We start from the raw sequence: 15,945 nt of genomic DNA, 5'->3' as shown, positions 1-15,945 counted from the left end.
TACATTTGAGATACTAAAAAATTCCCATCTCATAGCATCATGTTCAATAGAGGTACAAAAGTATTTATTTCAAGCATATTATTAAGTTTTATTTTAATTCCCAAAATTTATGCTCAAAATGAAATAATCATCTCAGGTACGGTAGAAGATTCAAAAACTCATGAAACTTTGATAGGGGTAAACATTAAACTGGAAAATAAGCTAATTGGTACAGTTACGGATAGCAAGGGTGAATTTTCTTTTAAAACCAATAGTCCTACTCCATTTACCCTGGTTTTTTCGATGGTGGGTTATAAAATGTTCGAATTAGTGGTTACGGATAGTAAAACGGATTTAAATGTTCAACTAAAGCAGGAAGTTTTGCTGGGACAGGAAGTCATTATTTCCGCTTCGAGATTTAAGGAAAATATCATGGAATCTCCGGTAAGTGTGGAAAAGCTGGATATTCTTGATCTAAAGCAAACTACCTCAGCAAATTTCTATGATGGGTTATATAATTTGAAGGGTGTTGACATGAATGTGCAAAGTCTTACCTTCAGGCTTCCCAATACAAGGGGGTTTAATGGAAATACCAATTACAGAATAAATCAGCTGATAGATGGAATAGATAATACCCCTCCTGGTTTGGGCTTTGCGGCAGGAAATATTTTTGGGTTATCTCCACTTGATATAGAAAGTGTTGAGTTGTTGGTTGGAGCATCCTCTGCGCTATACGGACCGGGAGGTTTGAACGGCACACTTTTAATGTCCAGCAAAAATCCTTTTGATTACCAGGGTTTGAGTGCTTCCTTACAGACCGGTATAATGCATGTAAATGCTCCTTACAGGGATAATCCGGCCCCTATGGTAGATTTTAATATGCGTTATGCGAAGGTTTTGAATAACAAACTGGCTTTTAAGCTAAGCGTTGGATATTTAAAGGCACAGGATTGGAATGCTTCAGACTATAGAGATAAAACAGACCTGAACAATCCGGAATTAAATCGGGAAACGAACCCTGGGTATGATGGGGTTAATGTTTACGGTGATGAAGTTTTATTTCCTGTAAACTTAAAAGATATTGCTCCAAATGTGGCTGCGGGGATTGCAGATGCTCAGGGCATTCTTCCGGATTCTCCTGAATACGATGATTTTATTCAGGGGATTGTAGATAGATTTCCAGACCAAATTGTCACCAGGACAGGATATGAAGAAAAAGACGTAGTGGACTATAATACTGAAAACATTAGGGTGAAAGGGGCAATCCACTATAGAATTAATAATGATTTGGAGGCAATTTTAGAAGGTGGTTATGGAAAAGGAACAAGTGTTTATACTGCTCAGAACAGGTTTTCTCTTGTGAATTTTAATGTGTTTAGCGGAAGAGCAGAATTGAAAGGACAAAACTTTTTTTTAAGAGCCTTTGGCATGAAAGAAGGTGCTGGAGATACATATGATGCCGGAGGAGGAATTTTAAGGTTTAATGAGAAATGGAAGACTAGCGAAGATTGGTATGCTGATTATGTCCAGGCATTTACACAAAATTTTTTCATTGGGAATTCTGAGGAATCTTCGCATCAATTTGCCAGGGCTGTAGCCGATAACCGGGATGTCAACGGAAATATTCTTATTCCTGGAGAAGTAGCTCGACCTCTGCCTGGTTCTGATGAATTTAATTCCATATTTAGTGAGGTTAGAAATACCAGTATAGATCAGGGAGGAGCAAAAGTGGTAGATAAAAGTAGCCTGCTGCATTTTGAAGGAATGTATAATTTTCAAAACTTAATTCAACCTGTAGATTTATTGGTTGGAGCAAGTTATAGAAAATACAACATCAATTCGGAAGGAACTACATTTTTCGATACGCCTGGGAATCCGATTTTAGTGGATCAAATAGGAGCGTTCGCACAATTGGGTAAAAGTTTATTTAAGGAAGCTATAAAAATGACTCTTGCTGCAAGGTACGACAAACATGAAAAGTTTAGTTCCAGGATAACACCCAGATTTTCGATTGTTTATTCAACAGGAAAAGAAAAATTAAGCCATTTCAGAGCCTCCTGGCAGACTGCTTTCCGATTCCCTGCTACAGCCGACCAATGGTTAGATTTAGATGTTGGTTTCTTTAGAACTCTTGGAGGGTTACCTGAAGTGCATCAAAAATATAACTTCGATACCAATCCCGTTTATCCATTATCAGATCCTAATCCTTTAATTGGCGAACCTGTATTAACAGATGGCCCTTTTGTTATTCCTGCATTTATCCCGGAAACCGTTACCTCATATGAATTAGGCTATAAGGGGTTGCATTTTCATAAAATGATCTTAATTGATGCCTATGTCTTCCAAAATACTTACGATGGTTTCATGGCGGCTCAATCTTTAGTACAAAATCCCAATACACCTGAAGAAAAAAGATACCAGACAACTATTTCTGTGGAAAAACCAGTAAATAGCTATGGGTGGGCAGTAGGCTTAGATTTTAGAATGCCAAAGGGATATTATTTTAGAAGCAATGTTTCTTACAATAGTTTGGAAGTACCAAAAGATGCGCCTCCAGGATTTCAGGCCAGATTTAATACGCCTGACTATAGGATAAACTTTGGTATTGCCAATAGAGAAGTGGCTAAAAATATTGGGTTTAACCTCAATTGGAGATGGCAAAATGATTTTGTTTGGGAATCTCCTTTTGGAGTTGGAAATATTCCTGCATACAGCACCCTGGATGGACAGGTTTCCTATAAAATTTCCAAAATAAAAACCTATGTAAAATTAGGGGCTTCAAATATGCTCAATAAATATTATACGACCGGTTTTGGGAATGCTAGTGTAGGAGGTCTGTATTATATTACCTTTACGTTTGATGAAGTTTTTAATTAGTAATCCACTTTAATTCCATGGTAATATTCCTGGAGTTTGTAGTCTTTTCTCAAGGGGAAACCCTCCCAGTCTGATGGGAGCAGAATTCTTCTCAGATCAGGATGATTTTCAAATTTTACCCCCAATAAATCATAAGTTTCCCTTTCCAGCCAATCAGCATTTTTCCATATCTTGCAAACAGAGGGTACAGAACAATTTCCATCTGAATCCAGGTCCCTGTTTACTAACACTTTCAATGTTATTCTTTTTTCAAATGGAATGGAGTTAAGATTATAGATGACCTCAATGGAATTGACATCAAGTCCATTATCAATGCCAGTAATACAGGATAAATAATCAAAATAAAAACTTTCATCATCCCTCAAAAAGAGACAAACCTGGAAAAGAATTGATTTATCAACTGTGCATACTGTTTCATCCACAGAATCATTTATTGTAATATTTTCCTTGCCAAACTTTTCGTGCAGTAGGCCAATAAGTTTTTCATCTAATTTCATGCTTAAAACCCAATCTTTTTACTCCAATTCAATTTTAGACTTTTGTTTGCTTCAATAGATTTTCAATAGCTTTTGGTGCCACCAGTGTTTCTTTCCTTATCTTTTCCTGAAGTTTAATAATTCCTCCAATTAAGGCTTCTGGTCTGGGCGGACAACCAGGAACATATACATCAACCGGAATTATTCGATCCACTCCTTTTACCACATGATAACCATGCTCCCAATATGGACCACCACAGTTAGAGCAACTTCCCATTGAAATTACATACCTGGGTTCGGGCATTTGTTCGTAAAGACGTCTTACCCGGTCTGCCATTTTAAAAGTAACAGTTCCTGCAATGATCATTAAGTCGGATTGCCTGGGAGAGGCTCTTGGAATTACACCAAACCTATCTAAGTCATATCCGGAGGCATAAGTAGACATCATCTCAATAGCACAACAAGCAAGTCCAAATCCCATAGGCCATAATGAAGACAACCTGGCCCAGTTGATTAAATCGTCTACCTTTGTTACCACAACCCCTCCTGATGCAAATTTTTTATCAAGTAAACCCATTTTTATGATTAAAAACAAAAAAAATAGTTACGCTAAAATTTAATGTAAGAATAATAACACTATCCGAAAAAAAACAACAAATGTTAAATTGATTAATTTCCCACTTTTGTTCTTTTGTATTTTAATGTTGTGATAGCAATATTAAAAACTAGGCTTCATTGAATAGAGAGCCTTTTTTTCCACAAATAACCTTCATAAATATTTATTTAAATATGAAAAAAGAATCTATTCTTAATTTGTAAGATATTTTTGAAACCTTTACATATTAACACACAAAGGTACTATGTTTTTCTTCCGAAAACCCTAACCTCTTACTTTTTGACTATTAATTAATAGCTAAATACCATAATCAACTCAAAACTGCGTTTTGGTAAAAACAAAATCAAAACTAAGTGTTGGACCAAAATTTTTAGAAGTTGAGGATTAGAATAATTTTTAAGTTAAAAAATAAAGGAGCTGTATTACCTTTCCATCACCAAAAACAGGTGCGTAACTTTATTAAAGAAGTTGTAGGAGAGGATTATTTGGCTGAAAATCCTTTTATTAATTTTTCTGGGTTAAAAGGTCAGACCAAGGTTGGTAGAGAAGGTTTAAATTATTTTTCGAAAAGAGTAACACTGATTTTTTCCAGTGGAGGAGGAGAGTTTATAAATTTCTTTTTAAATAAGCTTTTTGACTTTCAGCACCTATTATTGGGAGACCTTGTTCTTGAACCAGAATATGTAGAAAGAGAATATTTTACAGGGAAGTTTGGAAACTCTGTGAAATTCTTATGCCTTTCTCCAATTGTAATTTGTAATACAGACAATGTGGATAAAAACAAAGAGTTTATTCATCCTACTAAAGATGATTTTTCAGACTTTTTGTATGAGTCCACCATGTTGAGAATGGAAAGAATAGGCCAGTTCACACCTAAACAAATAAGTTCTTTTTTCAAATTCCAAATGGTTCCTGATAAACATTATCTTGAAAAGATTAATAATCATGATAAAAAGTTTGCCAGAATATATACAACCATAAATCAAGGAATGATTAAGGAGGTAAGGGGTTATACTTTGCCATTTGCCCTTTATGCAGCTCCGGAGGTTCAGAACTTCATTTATAATTGTGGTTTAGGGGAATTGGCAGAAAATGGTTTTGGAATGTTAGATCTGGCCGATAACAAGGAAGTTAAAAGAGAAATAATTTTCGAAAAAAGCCTAAAAAAAATGAGAATAAATATACAATAGATTAGATGCTTTGGAAGGGGAACGCCCTGATATCCCCTTTTCCAATTCATTAACTTTTCTCAAATTAAAGAGTGAAACCCTCCTCTATTAAGCTCAAATGCAAAGTCAGAATTCAACCCTAAAGTTTTAAGGTTGATTTTTTTGTAGATAATTTACCAAATGAAGATCAGAGCTTAAAACACTAAATTAAATGTAGTACCCTGGCCAGGATCTGAACTGGCAGTTATTGTACCTTTGTGCAACCGCATAATTTGTCTTGATAAACTTAGCCCAATCCCCGAACCCATTTTTTTAGTGGTGAAGAATGGAATGAATATCCTGTCAAGCGCATCCTTATCAATCCCGGGACCATTATCCTTTACGGAAATCACCGGACGATTATTTTGATTTTGTTGTCCCAAAAGAATAATCACTTTATTGCTATTTTCTTCTTTGGTTAATTCCTGCAAGGCCTGAACAGCATTTTTTATCATGTTTATCAAAACCTGTTCAATCATTTCCTGATCTGCTGTGACGATTAGGGATTCTGGTTCCAACTGAGTCTCAAATCGAATTTCATGCTCCTCGCATTCATGGTCCATTAATATTTTTATATGCCTGAAAATATCACTTACCCTCACATGATTTAAGTTGGGTTCGGGCATGTGCGTGAGGTTCCTGAAATCATTCACAAAGCGAATGAGGGCTTCACTTCTCCTTTTTATGGTTCCAACAGCAAGTGATATATCCTCCAAATCTTCAGTACTAAGATTAGGTTCTTCATTTTCCTTAATGTAGTTTACCTCTCCTTCAATTGTATTTGCCAGTGAAGAAATAGGAGTTACCGAATTCATGATTTCATGGGTGAGTACTCTGATAAGGTTTTGCCAGGCTTCCATTTCCTTTTCTTCCAACTCGCTTTGTATATTCTGGACAGTTACCAGTTTATATTCTTCTCCTTTAAGGTAAAGTTCAATGGCATAGATTGCCAACTGAACAATTTCCCCATTATCACGGATTCTTACCAAGGCTTTTGACCCTGTCCTTAATTTATTGAAATGTTCTACTAATTCCCCACTGAAGTCTTTTAGTTTGGAAATATTGCGAAGTCGGTTGACTTTAAACAGGCGTTTGGCAGCGGTATTGATAATTTGAACATCTCCTTTTTTATCAAAGGATAATATTCCAATTCCAATATGATGAATAATATTTTTGAGGTATTGATACTCGGCTTCTTTTTCAGCTCTAATATTTTTGAAATTCTGAATTACCTTATTGAATTCGAAATTCAGTTCATCAAAACTTCCTCCTCTTCCTGTAAGTTTATAAGACTGGGAAAAATCATCGTATCTGATGGAGCTTAAAAAGTCTATAAGTTCTTTATTGGTGTTCTCCAGTAAATTAATCACCGAAACCACCTGATAAACTACTACACCTAATACAAACCCAGCGGTAATGTATGTACCTGAAAAAACCAGGTAAAACATTGCAAAAATGGAGAATGATAACCCGAGTACCCGGGATATAATTTTTAATCGAAAATCCTTAAAGGCCATGCTTTTCCAACCTTCTGTACAAAGATGCTCTGGTTAGTCCCAGAGACTTTGCTGCTTTTGAAATATTTCCTGAATGTTTACTAATTGCCTTTTGAATCATCATTTTTTCTACTGTATCAAGATCATATTCAGAAAAATCTACTTCTTCAGAATCATTTTTCTCAACAAGAAAAAGAAAATCACTTGGTAAAAGTAATTCTTCTTCGCTCATGATGATTGCTCTTTCTAAAGCATGTTGTAGTTCCCGGATGTTGCCGGGCCAGTGGTATTTTTCAAATTTCTTTAATGTACTGGAGGCAAGTCTTTTTCTGTTCTTTCTGTATTTTTTACAATACATATCAATAAAGTGGGAGGATAATTCCTGCAAGTCGTCAGTTCTTTCTCTCAACGAAGGTAAACGGATTTCCACCGTATTAATTCTATACAGTAAATCCTGCCGGAATTCATTTCCCTCAACCATTTCGTATAGAGGCATATTAGTAGCACAAACCAATCTGATATCGATAGGAATAGATTTATTGGCACCCACTCTGGTGATTTCCCTTCTTTGAAGCACGGTAAGTAGCTTGGCCTGAAGGCTGAGAGATAAATTGCCTATCTCATCCAAAAAAAGTGTTCCACTGTTGGCCACTTCAAATCTTCCAGCCCTATCTTCCTTGGCATCAGTGAATGCTCCTTTTTTATGCCCAAAAAGTTCACTTTCAAAAAGACTCTCCGTGATGGTACCCATATCTACATTTATGAATACATTATCTTTCCTGAGAGATTGGTTGTGAATTGCTCTGGCGATTACTTCTTTTCCCGTACCGTTTTCTCCAAGAATTAAAATGTTGGCATCAGTTTCGGCTACCTTGCTAATAATATTGAAAACCTCCATCATGGAGGCACTTTTCCCAATAATTTCCTTAAAATGGGATTGATTAAGCTCAGAAGTGAGTTTATTCTTCTCCATTTTTAAGGTGTTTACTTCATCTTTAGCCTGTTTTAGTTTTACCGCTGTGGTAAGGGTGGCAATCAGTTTTTCATTTTGCCAGGGTTTTAAAACAAAATCAGTGGCACCAGACCTCAGGGCTTTTACAGCCATTTCCACATCCCCAAATGCAGTGATTAATATAACTACGGCTTCAGGGTTGATTTCCATGATTTGCTCAAGCCAGTGAAACCCTTCCTTTCCACTAGTGATATCCTTACTAAAATTCATGTCCAGCAAGATGACATCATAGGTATCATTATTCAGGAGAAAGGGGATTTTTTTAGGGTTACTCTCTATCTGAACAAGGTCAGCATGTTTTTTTAATAATAATTTGGCCGCCAACAACACATCTTCATTATCATCAATGACCAATATTTTTCCTAAAGGTTTACCCATTATATTTTATGCTCTTTAAATTATTAGTGAAGTTATTGAATCAAATTTATTCAAAATATCCAATTTTAGGGAAATAACTGGTATTTTAAATTTTCCCTTTTGATACTCCAATTTAGAAAATGATAGGCTTATTCGGAATACAATTTTTATAAATGGTAGTGAAAATCCATCTTCATCAGATGAAAAAGGTTCTGGTTTTAATGGAAAACTAAAAAGGACAGATTTTTCATTTGTGCCGGTAGAAATACTATCTTTATACGATTACAAACAATTAAATCTTCTATTATGAACAAAATCAGTTTCTTATTTTTGGCCGTGGTTTTAATCTTTTTCTCCGAATGTAAAAAAGAGGCAGATAAGGACGGTGATATTGAACAGGATTCATGGGAAGAGGAGGAGCAGGAACTTCCCCTAAATTCCAGAGTGGATTTGTTGCTGGACAGCATCCATAGCCTCGACAAGCAAGCCATTGCTTCAGAAAATGAAAAGATCAACACCACTAAATTGCTGGTGGAGGAAATAAAAAATATTATCCCTAATTACAATACTGCTTTAGTGGCTTCAATTGAGGAAAAAAGGGCTTTGGTCGAAGAAAATCTTTATTCTAAAGTCACCATGGAAGATGAAAGCTTTATGGTAGCCTATGATGATTATTGTCAGGAACTGATGGATAAAATTCAGGAATTTGCCACAAGTACGGATGAATTTGAAAAATATAAGCGGGCTGCATTATTATCTTCTGATATTTTAGAAGCCAATCATAGGGATTTTATGATCAGGAAAAATTATAATAATTACGTGCTGGAGTTTAATGTTCTTTTAGAAGAGAAAGGCGATAAAATCCGGGAATTAGGCGTAAAATATCAAGGTTTAAATAAATTCCCACTTTTCTATGGTGATCCTGAAAGTTAAAACTTCTGGAATTAGGGTATTAGGTGATCAGGTTGTATTTGAGGTATAAAATTGTCGGTGCGCTACCTTTTTTTAAATTCATTTTTTAAACTATTATTCCATATAGGCTTCATGAATAAATCTTTATTAGCCCTCCTTTCTTCGTTTTTTGTATTCATTCCTATTTCCTCATTATTTTCTCAACAATATCCTTTAGGGCTAAATCCTAATTCCTTAAAATGGAAACAGATAAATACTGAAAAGGTACAAGTCGTTTTTCCGGAAGGTGTTGAGGGTCAGGGGAAAAGAGTTGCCAATCTTATTGAATATTTATATAGTAATAATCTTGAGTCTATAGGCAGCAAAAGCGAAAAGGTGACTATTTTGATGCAAAATCAAACAGGAATTTCAAATGGTTTTGTGACACTTTCTCCCTTCCGATCAGAGTTTTTTCTTACCCCACCGCAGTTTAATTTTTTGGGAAGCGGAAATTGGCTGGATTTATTAGCAATTCACGAATATCGTCATGTTCAGCAAACTACCAATGCTAAAAGAGGAATCACAAACTTTTTTTATACCATTCTTGGGGAAAACACTTTGTCCTTTTTTAGAAGAACAGCCTTACCTAGATGGTATATTGAAGGGGATGCTGTAAGTTCAGAAACCGCACTATCCGAATCGGGTAGAGGTAGAACCCCTGCTTTTGATATGGAATACAGGGCATTACGCCTTGCCGGGAGAAAATTTAATTATGAAAAAGCCTCAGCTACTTCAATAAAAGAATTTGTCCCAAATCATTACAATCAGGGATATTACCTCATCAATTATGCTAGAGCTAATTTTGGTGAAGACATATGGAAAAATACTTTGGAGAATGCCGTAAAGTACAAAGGTTTATTTTTCCCATTTAGCCATTCTTTAAAGAAATCTACCAATATGAGAACTCCCCAGTTGTATAATGCGGCCTTTGCCGAATTGGATGAAAAATGGGAGGAGGAATTGGAAGATTTAACGCTTACTCCTTCAGTCCTGGTGAATACAAAGGCTAAACAACGATATACTAATTATCGCTTTCCCAATTACATTTCCAATAACCAATTGATTGTGGAGAAAAGCGGGTTTAAAGATATCAGAAGTTTTTATACGATTGATGGTCAGGGCACAGAGAAAAAAATAACCTTGCCCGGCTATAATTTAAATTATAATAGTACCCTTTCCCTTGCCGAAAATAAAATTGTGTGGGCAGATATTGAGTATGATATTCGATGGGGAAATGTAGATTATTCTGTAATTAAAATTTATGATTTAAACACTGGAAAAACCACACAACTCACCAAAAAGACAAAATATTTTGCCCCTGCTCTTTCCCCTGATGCTTCAAAAATTGTAGTGGCAGAAGCCACATTAAATGGGGATTATGCCCTGATAATTCTGGATGCCATCACTGGAGAAGTAATTCGAACGTTACCTAACTCAGAAAATCTTTTCTATTCCCTGCCTAAGTGGACTAAAGATGGGAAGGCTATTGTGACGGTAGCCCAAAAAGGACATAAGCAGGCCATCGTTTTAGTGAATGTGGAGGATGGGGGGTATAATGCCCTGACTAGTTTTGGAAACGATCAGGTTTCTTATCCTTTTGATGGCGGAGAATATGTATATTTCTCGGCTGCATATTCCGGGATAAATAATATTTATGCGGTAAATAAAATTACAAAAGAGTTTTTCCAGGTGACCAGTAGCAAAATTGGAGCCTTTCAGCCTGCACTGTCTCCTGATGGTTTAAAATTGGCCTATGCAGAGTATTCCGCTGATGGATATGACATTAAGGAAGTAAGTTTGGAAAATCGGACTTATGCCAGTCTAGACAAAATCCCCGAAAGTTCTTTGAATTTTTATGAGGCGGCAAAAGAGCAGGAAGGTGGAAGTATACTTAACAAAATCCCTTCGAATGAATTCGAAATAAAAAAATATAAAAAGACCACTGGTTTACTTAGGCCACACAGTATCCAGGTTTTTCCAAACCATCCTGTTTACAGAGCTGAAGTTCAAATGGAAAATAAATTTCAGACCTTTAACGGAGCGGTAGGTTATCAATATAATGCTAATGAGAATGCTGGAGGTTTTTACATGGATGTTTTGTATGCCCAGTTTTTTCCGGTGATGAATGGGAGTATTGGAATCCAGAATACCAGATCCAGAACGAATATGTATATTCGGAAAAACTCAGAAGACCAGCCTGATTTAGGGTTTTACACAAAAAAATGGAAGGAGGACGATTATAGAATTGGGTTATTTGTCCCCCTTAATTTATCGGATGGGAATCATTTTGCCAATTTAAGAATAGGAGCTTCTTATCATTATCTCAATGTAAATTATGATAATGTAAGTTTGGGTTTTAATGAAAGCCTCCAGGCAAGGAATGGGCCTGTAAATGTGATGGATTTTAGGGTAAGGTTTTCCAGACAACAGAGTAAAGCTATGCAATTTATCAACTCAAGGTTTGCCCAGGCTCTGGAAGTCAATTATTTATCTACTTTTAAAACCAATAGAAATCAGGGGAGTCAGTTTACCTCAACTGCTACTTTTTTCTTTCCCGGGATTTGGAAGAATCACAGTTTTTTTGTGGAAGGAAGTTTCCAAAAGGAAGGCTTTACGGATACCTACCAGTTTAGAGACAGTTTTAGGTATGCAAGAGGTTATAATAGTATACCTCATGATGATATTATAAGAGGATCAGTAAATTATGCTTTGCCATTATTCTACCCTGATGTGGCTTTGGGGCCTTTAGCATTTGTGCAAAGGGTAAAACTCAATTTGTTCTTCGATTATTCCCGAACCAGTTTTGATCCGGTAATACCCAGCCAGTTGCCCAATGATTCTGGTTTGCAGGTCCCCTCCGATCCAAGGACTCTATTACCCAATGAAACTTATAATTCTACAGGTGCAGAATTATCATTCGATTTCAGAGCCTTGAGATTAATAGATTTGGATTTAGGAGTACGATACAGTTACCTTTTGGATACTTCCAATATTTTTAGTGCAGGATTGAATAAGCATCAATTCGATTTCCTCATCTTAAGGATTGGTGGTTGATTAGTGGCCGAATCACTAATTTGTTCGGCAGTTATTTACAAAATTATATTTAATTAAATTTTCGTTTTCAATGATTTTATAGAACTCCTGAAGATAGGCTACACATTCTTTTTTATTCCTTTCTGACAGGGGTTCAAATTCATTGACCAGGTTAAATATTTCTTCTTTATTCTCCAGAAAGGGAATCATAGTTTTTTGGAACTCTTCAAGGGTACGGCAAAAACCCCTGAAATCCCTTACTCTCACATTTTCTATTCCCAAAGCCGGATCAGGGATGGCATATGTAGTATTTACAAAACCGGAGTAATCGAAATCATAAGGAATGGCTATCGGGGCGAATTCAGTTGGGTTTTTTGACTTGATTAATTTAATGTTATGAAGTCCGGGAATAGACCAATCCGTATTCCCTATCATAAACTGGAAAACGGCCAGCAAGTTGGCAATTTCTTTATTTGTTTGATCAGGATGAATTTTAGGTGTTTCAATTTCCAAAGCGTTATTTCTTTCAGCCAGCTGGTCAATCTCCTCAATTACAAAACCATAGCGCCTCAACGGGTCTTTTTTCCCTTGTGAATCCTTTTGTGTTACATCCAATAGTCGGACATTAAAGCTATAATCAGTTAAAAGATTATACATTTTGTACACTAAATATTCCTTCAGAATATATTGTTCATAAGTATCAGCTTCCTTACAAACAGTTACAATTTTCAGTTTTTTTAATGTATTCATTGATGCAGATCCAAAATCTACATGTTTAAAATTTAATTTTAAGGGTGGATAATAACAAATGCTTTTTCTTGAATTCCCCCGGGTTTTTACTTTAATTGTTTTTTCAATAATACTGTCTTCATGAAGGTAAAGGGTGAATTTTGCCGGATGATATTCATCTTTATATTTTGTTTTTAATAATTCTTTTACATCCATTTCGATGGAAATTTTTAATGGATCATCTTTGGCAAATAACCTTCTAGTTGGGGTTTTTGTACTTTGGGCAGTTACCAAATGACTAAGAATTACAAAGAGCAGACAAATCAGGCCCGGGTAGTTCATGAGTTGAAAAAAGTATTATGCAAATCATATTAATCAGGCTTAAATTAATGATAATTTATAATAATGCATAACTAAAGTGATATCAAAATTAAATTTCATAATACAAAAAAAGACTTCCTTTTTGAGAAGCCTCACTTATTAATATCCGGATTCTGCTAAGAAAAATTCCTTGATTATTCCACCACTTCAACACCTCTCCAAAATGCAACATGATCTTTTATGGCACTTGCTGCCTCAGAAGGATCCGGATAAAACCAGGCTGCATCATTATTGGTTTCCCCATCTACTTCCAGTGAATAGTAAGAAGCTGTTCCTTTCCAGGGACAATTGGTATGAGTTTCACTTTTCTTTAAAAATTCCTTATTTACCGTTTCTATCGGGAAATAATGATTCCCCTCAATCCGAACAGTTTTATCACTTTCGGCAATTACCTTGTTGTTCCAAATAGCTTTCATTGTTTTAGGTTTTTTGCAACATCGTCTGGAATTAAAAAAAATCCAACTATGTCGTGAAGTTTAGCATGTGCTGAAACTTGGTTATTAATTAATTTTCAGCAACCTAACATGTTTGCTTTGGAATTGGTTCAGGAAAAAAAATGGGCTGGTTCAAACTCGAAACAGCCCATTTTAACTATGAATTCCTGTATATGTTTAACTTTTGTGATCTTCAATCCATTTAATGTAAGTGGCTAAATCTTTATCTCCCCTTCCGGATAGATTAACCACAACTACTTCCTCAGGTTTGGCATTCAGTTTTTCCAGATAAGCCAGAGCATGTGAAGATTCAATAGCGGGAATAATTCCTTCCAGGCGGCTCAGCTGCAATCCCGCTTCCATAGCTTCTTCATCAGTAACTGGAAAATATTTTCCCCTTCCGGATGCAAATAAATAGGCGTGAACCGGACCGATTCCCGGATAATCCAATCCAGCTGAAATAGAATAAGGTTCTACAACTTGTCCATCTGGTGTTTGCATTACCAGTGATCTGCTGCCGTGCAAAACACCTTCTTTCCCCAACAAGGTAGTAGCGGCAGACTCTCCGGTATCCACTCCTTTACCGGCCGCTTCCAAACCAATTAATTTTACCTCTGAGTTTTCCGCAAAATGGTAAAAAGCCCCGGCTGCATTACTTCCGCCACCCACACAGGCCAATATATAATCAGGGTTTTCCTTTCCTGTTTTTTCTGCCAGTTGTTTTTTTATTTCTTCGCTTATTACTGCCTGAAATCTGGCTACCATATCGGGATAGGGGTGAGGACCAACCACAGAGCCAATCACATAATAAGTGTCTACAGGATTGTTTATCCAGTCTCTCATGGCATCGTTAGTGGCATCTTTCAATGTCTGGCTTCCGCTTACCGCCTCAATTACTTTGGCACCCAACATTTTCATTCTTTCCACATTAGGTTTTTGCCGGGCAACATCTATTTTACCCATAAAAACCTCACATTCCAGTCCCATCAAGGCACATATTGTAGCCGTGGCTACCCCATGTTGTCCGGCTCCTGTTTCGGCAATTATTCTTTTTTTACCAAGCCTTTTCGCCAACAGAATTTGCCCTATCGTATTATTTACTTTGTGCGCACCTGTGTGGCAAAGGTCTTCCCTTTTCAAATAAACATTGGTATTGTATTTTTCGGAAAGTCTCGATGCGTAATATAAAGGTGTTGGTCGGCCAACATAATCCTTTAACAGGGATAAAAACTCTTCCTGAAATGAAGGAGATTGAATAATTTCCAGGTAGTTGTTTTTTAATTCTTCTACATTGGGATGAAGCATTTCGGGAATATAAGCCCCTCCGAAATTTCCATAAAACCCACTTTCACTTACTGCTAACATATATTTTTACTTTATCTCTAATTATTTCTGAAAGAAATTCAAATTTAACATTTTGAATAGAAACTAATTGGATTCATTACTGTTTTTATCATTCTAAAGTTCCTCCCTTTAGCACCCTCAACTGAGAGGATTAAGAGGAGGTTTAATAGTTTTAATAATATAAACCATACAAGGTGAATTTCTGAAGGTAACTTTTTTAGTCTGGATTATATTTGTCCAGAATGTATTCTCAATAACTTGGATTTGATCCTTCCTGCCACAGTTGATTTACAAATTTTTTGATTTTGTCGGCATCTTTAAGGGCAGGAGAAATTTCAAATTTACTGTTTATATCGAGGGCAAATAAATTCGGGAGGTTAAGGTTTTTGATCATCTGCACATGGTCCGGTTCAATTCCCCCACTTAGAAAAAAAGGCAAATCACTTTTATAATCCTTGAGAATATCCCAATTGAAAGTTACCCCGTTTCCACCATAATTTTTCCCTTTTGTATCAAACAAAAAGAAATCACAATAGGCTTCATAAGGGTTTAGGGTAGTAAAATCAAACTCATCTCCAACACTAAATGCCTTAATAATGCCTGGTTTATCTTCAAACTTTGTTTTTAATCTTTGGCAAAACTCAGGTGTTTCCTTTCCATGTAATTGCACCAAATCAAGCTGGTATTTGCTTATGTTTTTACAAAGAAATTCAAATTCAGGATTTACAAAAACACCCACCTTTTTTACAGAAGATGGAAGTTTTTCCAAAATCTGAGAATCCATCTCTCCAATAAATCGGGGGGACTTTTCATAAAAAATAAAACCAAAAAAATCTGGCTGAAAGGCTGAGATGGATTTTAAATTATCCTCATCACGCATGCCGCATATTTTGAGTTTCAGTTTTTTATCAGTAGCTCCAACCATTTTATTTTCTAGTTTCGACAATCAAAATTAGTAAATCTCACAGATGCTTTAGCCATAAGCAGTCAATTTTTCTCTAATTTTGCAGGCAATTTTAAGGACATACTAAAATGTTATTGGCATCTGAAAA

General features: G+C 35.9%; 12 protein-coding genes. 4 read left to right on the top strand and 8 right to left on the bottom strand.

All coding sequences use genetic code 11. The annotated features are described in order from the left end of the window. Nucleotides 1-39 precede the first annotated feature (39 nt). The gene (locus A3EM_RS0109010; protein WP_020527869.1) at nt 40-2,856 is read left to right on the top strand and encodes a TonB-dependent receptor; all 2,817 of its coding nucleotides are present in this window, start codon (nt 40-42) and stop codon (nt 2,854-2,856) included. Here the strand turns inward: A3EM_RS0109010 and A3EM_RS0109005 are convergent. Further along, the gene (locus A3EM_RS0109005) at nt 2,853-3,353 is read right to left on the bottom strand and encodes an NADH-quinone oxidoreductase subunit C (RefSeq protein ID WP_020527868.1); all 501 of its coding nucleotides are present in this window, start codon (nt 3,351-3,353) and stop codon (nt 2,853-2,855) included. The genes A3EM_RS0109010 and A3EM_RS0109005 overlap by 4 nt on opposite strands. Nucleotides 3,354-3,387: 34 nt before the next feature. Beyond that, nucleotides 3,388-3,909: an NADH-quinone oxidoreductase subunit NuoB gene (gene nuoB, locus A3EM_RS0109000; RefSeq protein WP_020527867.1), complete on the bottom strand. Its 522-nt coding sequence runs from the start codon at nt 3,907-3,909 to the stop codon at nt 3,388-3,390. 485 nt (nt 3,910-4,394) lie between these two features. Between nuoB and A3EM_RS41920 the strand changes: the two genes are divergently transcribed. Next, on the top strand, nt 4,395-5,138 hold the full coding sequence (locus tag A3EM_RS41920) for a CRISPR-associated endoribonuclease Cas6 (protein ID WP_157637793.1): 744 nt from the start codon (nt 4,395-4,397) through the stop codon (nt 5,136-5,138). Between the two features lie 173 nt (nt 5,139-5,311). On the opposite strand, the gene A3EM_RS0108990 is transcribed toward A3EM_RS41920, so the two are convergent. Beyond that, nucleotides 5,312-6,673, bottom strand: coding sequence for a sensor histidine kinase (locus A3EM_RS0108990; RefSeq protein ID WP_020527865.1), 1,362 nt, complete (start codon nt 6,671-6,673; stop codon nt 5,312-5,314). Further along, nucleotides 6,663-8,045: a sigma-54-dependent transcriptional regulator gene (locus A3EM_RS0108985; RefSeq protein ID WP_245576494.1), complete on the bottom strand. Its 1,383-nt coding sequence runs from the start codon at nt 8,043-8,045 to the stop codon at nt 6,663-6,665. Before A3EM_RS0108985 ends, A3EM_RS0108990 begins: the two co-directional genes overlap by 11 nt. 282 nt (nt 8,046-8,327) lie before the next feature. On the opposite strand from A3EM_RS0108985, the gene A3EM_RS0108980 reads away from it, so the two are divergent. Both A3EM_RS0108980 and A3EM_RS0108975 read left to right on the top strand, forming a co-directional pair. Next, the gene (locus A3EM_RS0108980) at nt 8,328-8,954 is read left to right on the top strand and encodes a hypothetical protein (RefSeq protein ID WP_020527863.1); all 627 of its coding nucleotides are present in this window, start codon (nt 8,328-8,330) and stop codon (nt 8,952-8,954) included. A gap of 111 nt (nt 8,955-9,065) precedes the next feature. Then, complete coding sequence (locus tag A3EM_RS0108975) at nt 9,066-12,026, top strand: TolB-like translocation protein (RefSeq protein ID WP_020527862.1); 2,961 nt, start codon at nt 9,066-9,068, stop codon at nt 12,024-12,026. A 15-nt stretch (nt 12,027-12,041) separates the two neighbouring features. Here A3EM_RS0108975 and A3EM_RS0108970 read toward each other — a convergent pair whose 3' ends face one another. The 4 genes from A3EM_RS0108970 to A3EM_RS0108955 all read right to left on the bottom strand — a co-directional run bounded on the left by A3EM_RS0108970 (nt 12,042) and on the right by A3EM_RS0108955 (nt 15,839). Beyond that, nucleotides 12,042-13,076: a hypothetical protein gene (locus tag A3EM_RS0108970; protein ID WP_020527861.1), complete on the bottom strand. Its 1,035-nt coding sequence runs from the start codon at nt 13,074-13,076 to the stop codon at nt 12,042-12,044. Between the two features lie 173 nt (nt 13,077-13,249). Then, a complete protein-coding gene (locus A3EM_RS0108965; protein ID WP_020527860.1) occupies nt 13,250-13,531 on the bottom strand; it encodes a DUF427 domain-containing protein in 282 nt (93 codons plus the stop codon). A 195-nt stretch (nt 13,532-13,726) separates the two neighbouring features. Then, nucleotides 13,727-14,914: a tryptophan synthase subunit beta gene (gene trpB / locus A3EM_RS0108960; RefSeq protein ID WP_020527859.1), complete on the bottom strand. Its 1,188-nt coding sequence runs from the start codon at nt 14,912-14,914 to the stop codon at nt 13,727-13,729. A 229-nt stretch (nt 14,915-15,143) separates the two neighbouring features. Next, entirely contained in the window at nt 15,144-15,839 is a 696-nt protein-coding gene (locus A3EM_RS0108955; protein WP_245576493.1) for a phosphoribosylanthranilate isomerase, read from the bottom strand. Nucleotides 15,840-15,945 lie beyond the last annotated feature (106 nt).

Origin of the sequence: Flexithrix dorotheae DSM 6795, assembly GCF_000379765.1 — a bacterium.
Taxonomy (GTDB): domain Bacteria; phylum Bacteroidota; class Bacteroidia; order Cytophagales; family Flammeovirgaceae; genus Flexithrix; species Flexithrix dorotheae.
Note: the sequence above shows the minus strand (reverse complement) of the source record. Positions and strands in the feature narration are given on the sequence as shown.

Excerpts from the sequence above, each read along its gene's own strand:
- A3EM_RS0108975 (WP_020527862.1), top strand. The coding sequence starts at position 9,066 with ATGAATAAATCTTTATTAGCCCTCCTTTCTTCGTTTTTTGTATTCATT.
- A3EM_RS0108970 (WP_020527861.1), bottom strand. The coding sequence starts at position 13,076 with ATGAACTACCCGGGCCTGATTTGTCTGCTCTTTGTAATTCTTAGTCAT.
- A3EM_RS0108965 (WP_020527860.1), bottom strand. The coding sequence starts at position 13,531 with ATGAAAGCTATTTGGAACAACAAGGTAATTGCCGAAAGTGATAAAACT.
- trpB (WP_020527859.1), bottom strand. The coding sequence starts at position 14,914 with ATGTTAGCAGTAAGTGAAAGTGGGTTTTATGGAAATTTCGGAGGGGCT.
- nuoB (WP_020527867.1), bottom strand. The coding sequence starts at position 3,909 with ATGGGTTTACTTGATAAAAAATTTGCATCAGGAGGGGTTGTGGTAACA.
- A3EM_RS0109005 (WP_020527868.1), bottom strand. The coding sequence starts at position 3,353 with ATGAAATTAGATGAAAAACTTATTGGCCTACTGCACGAAAAGTTTGGC.
- A3EM_RS0108980 (WP_020527863.1), top strand. The coding sequence starts at position 8,328 with ATGAACAAAATCAGTTTCTTATTTTTGGCCGTGGTTTTAATCTTTTTC.
- A3EM_RS0109010 (WP_020527869.1), top strand. The coding sequence starts at position 40 with ATGTTCAATAGAGGTACAAAAGTATTTATTTCAAGCATATTATTAAGT.
- A3EM_RS0108990 (WP_020527865.1), bottom strand. The coding sequence starts at position 6,673 with ATGGCCTTTAAGGATTTTCGATTAAAAATTATATCCCGGGTACTCGGG.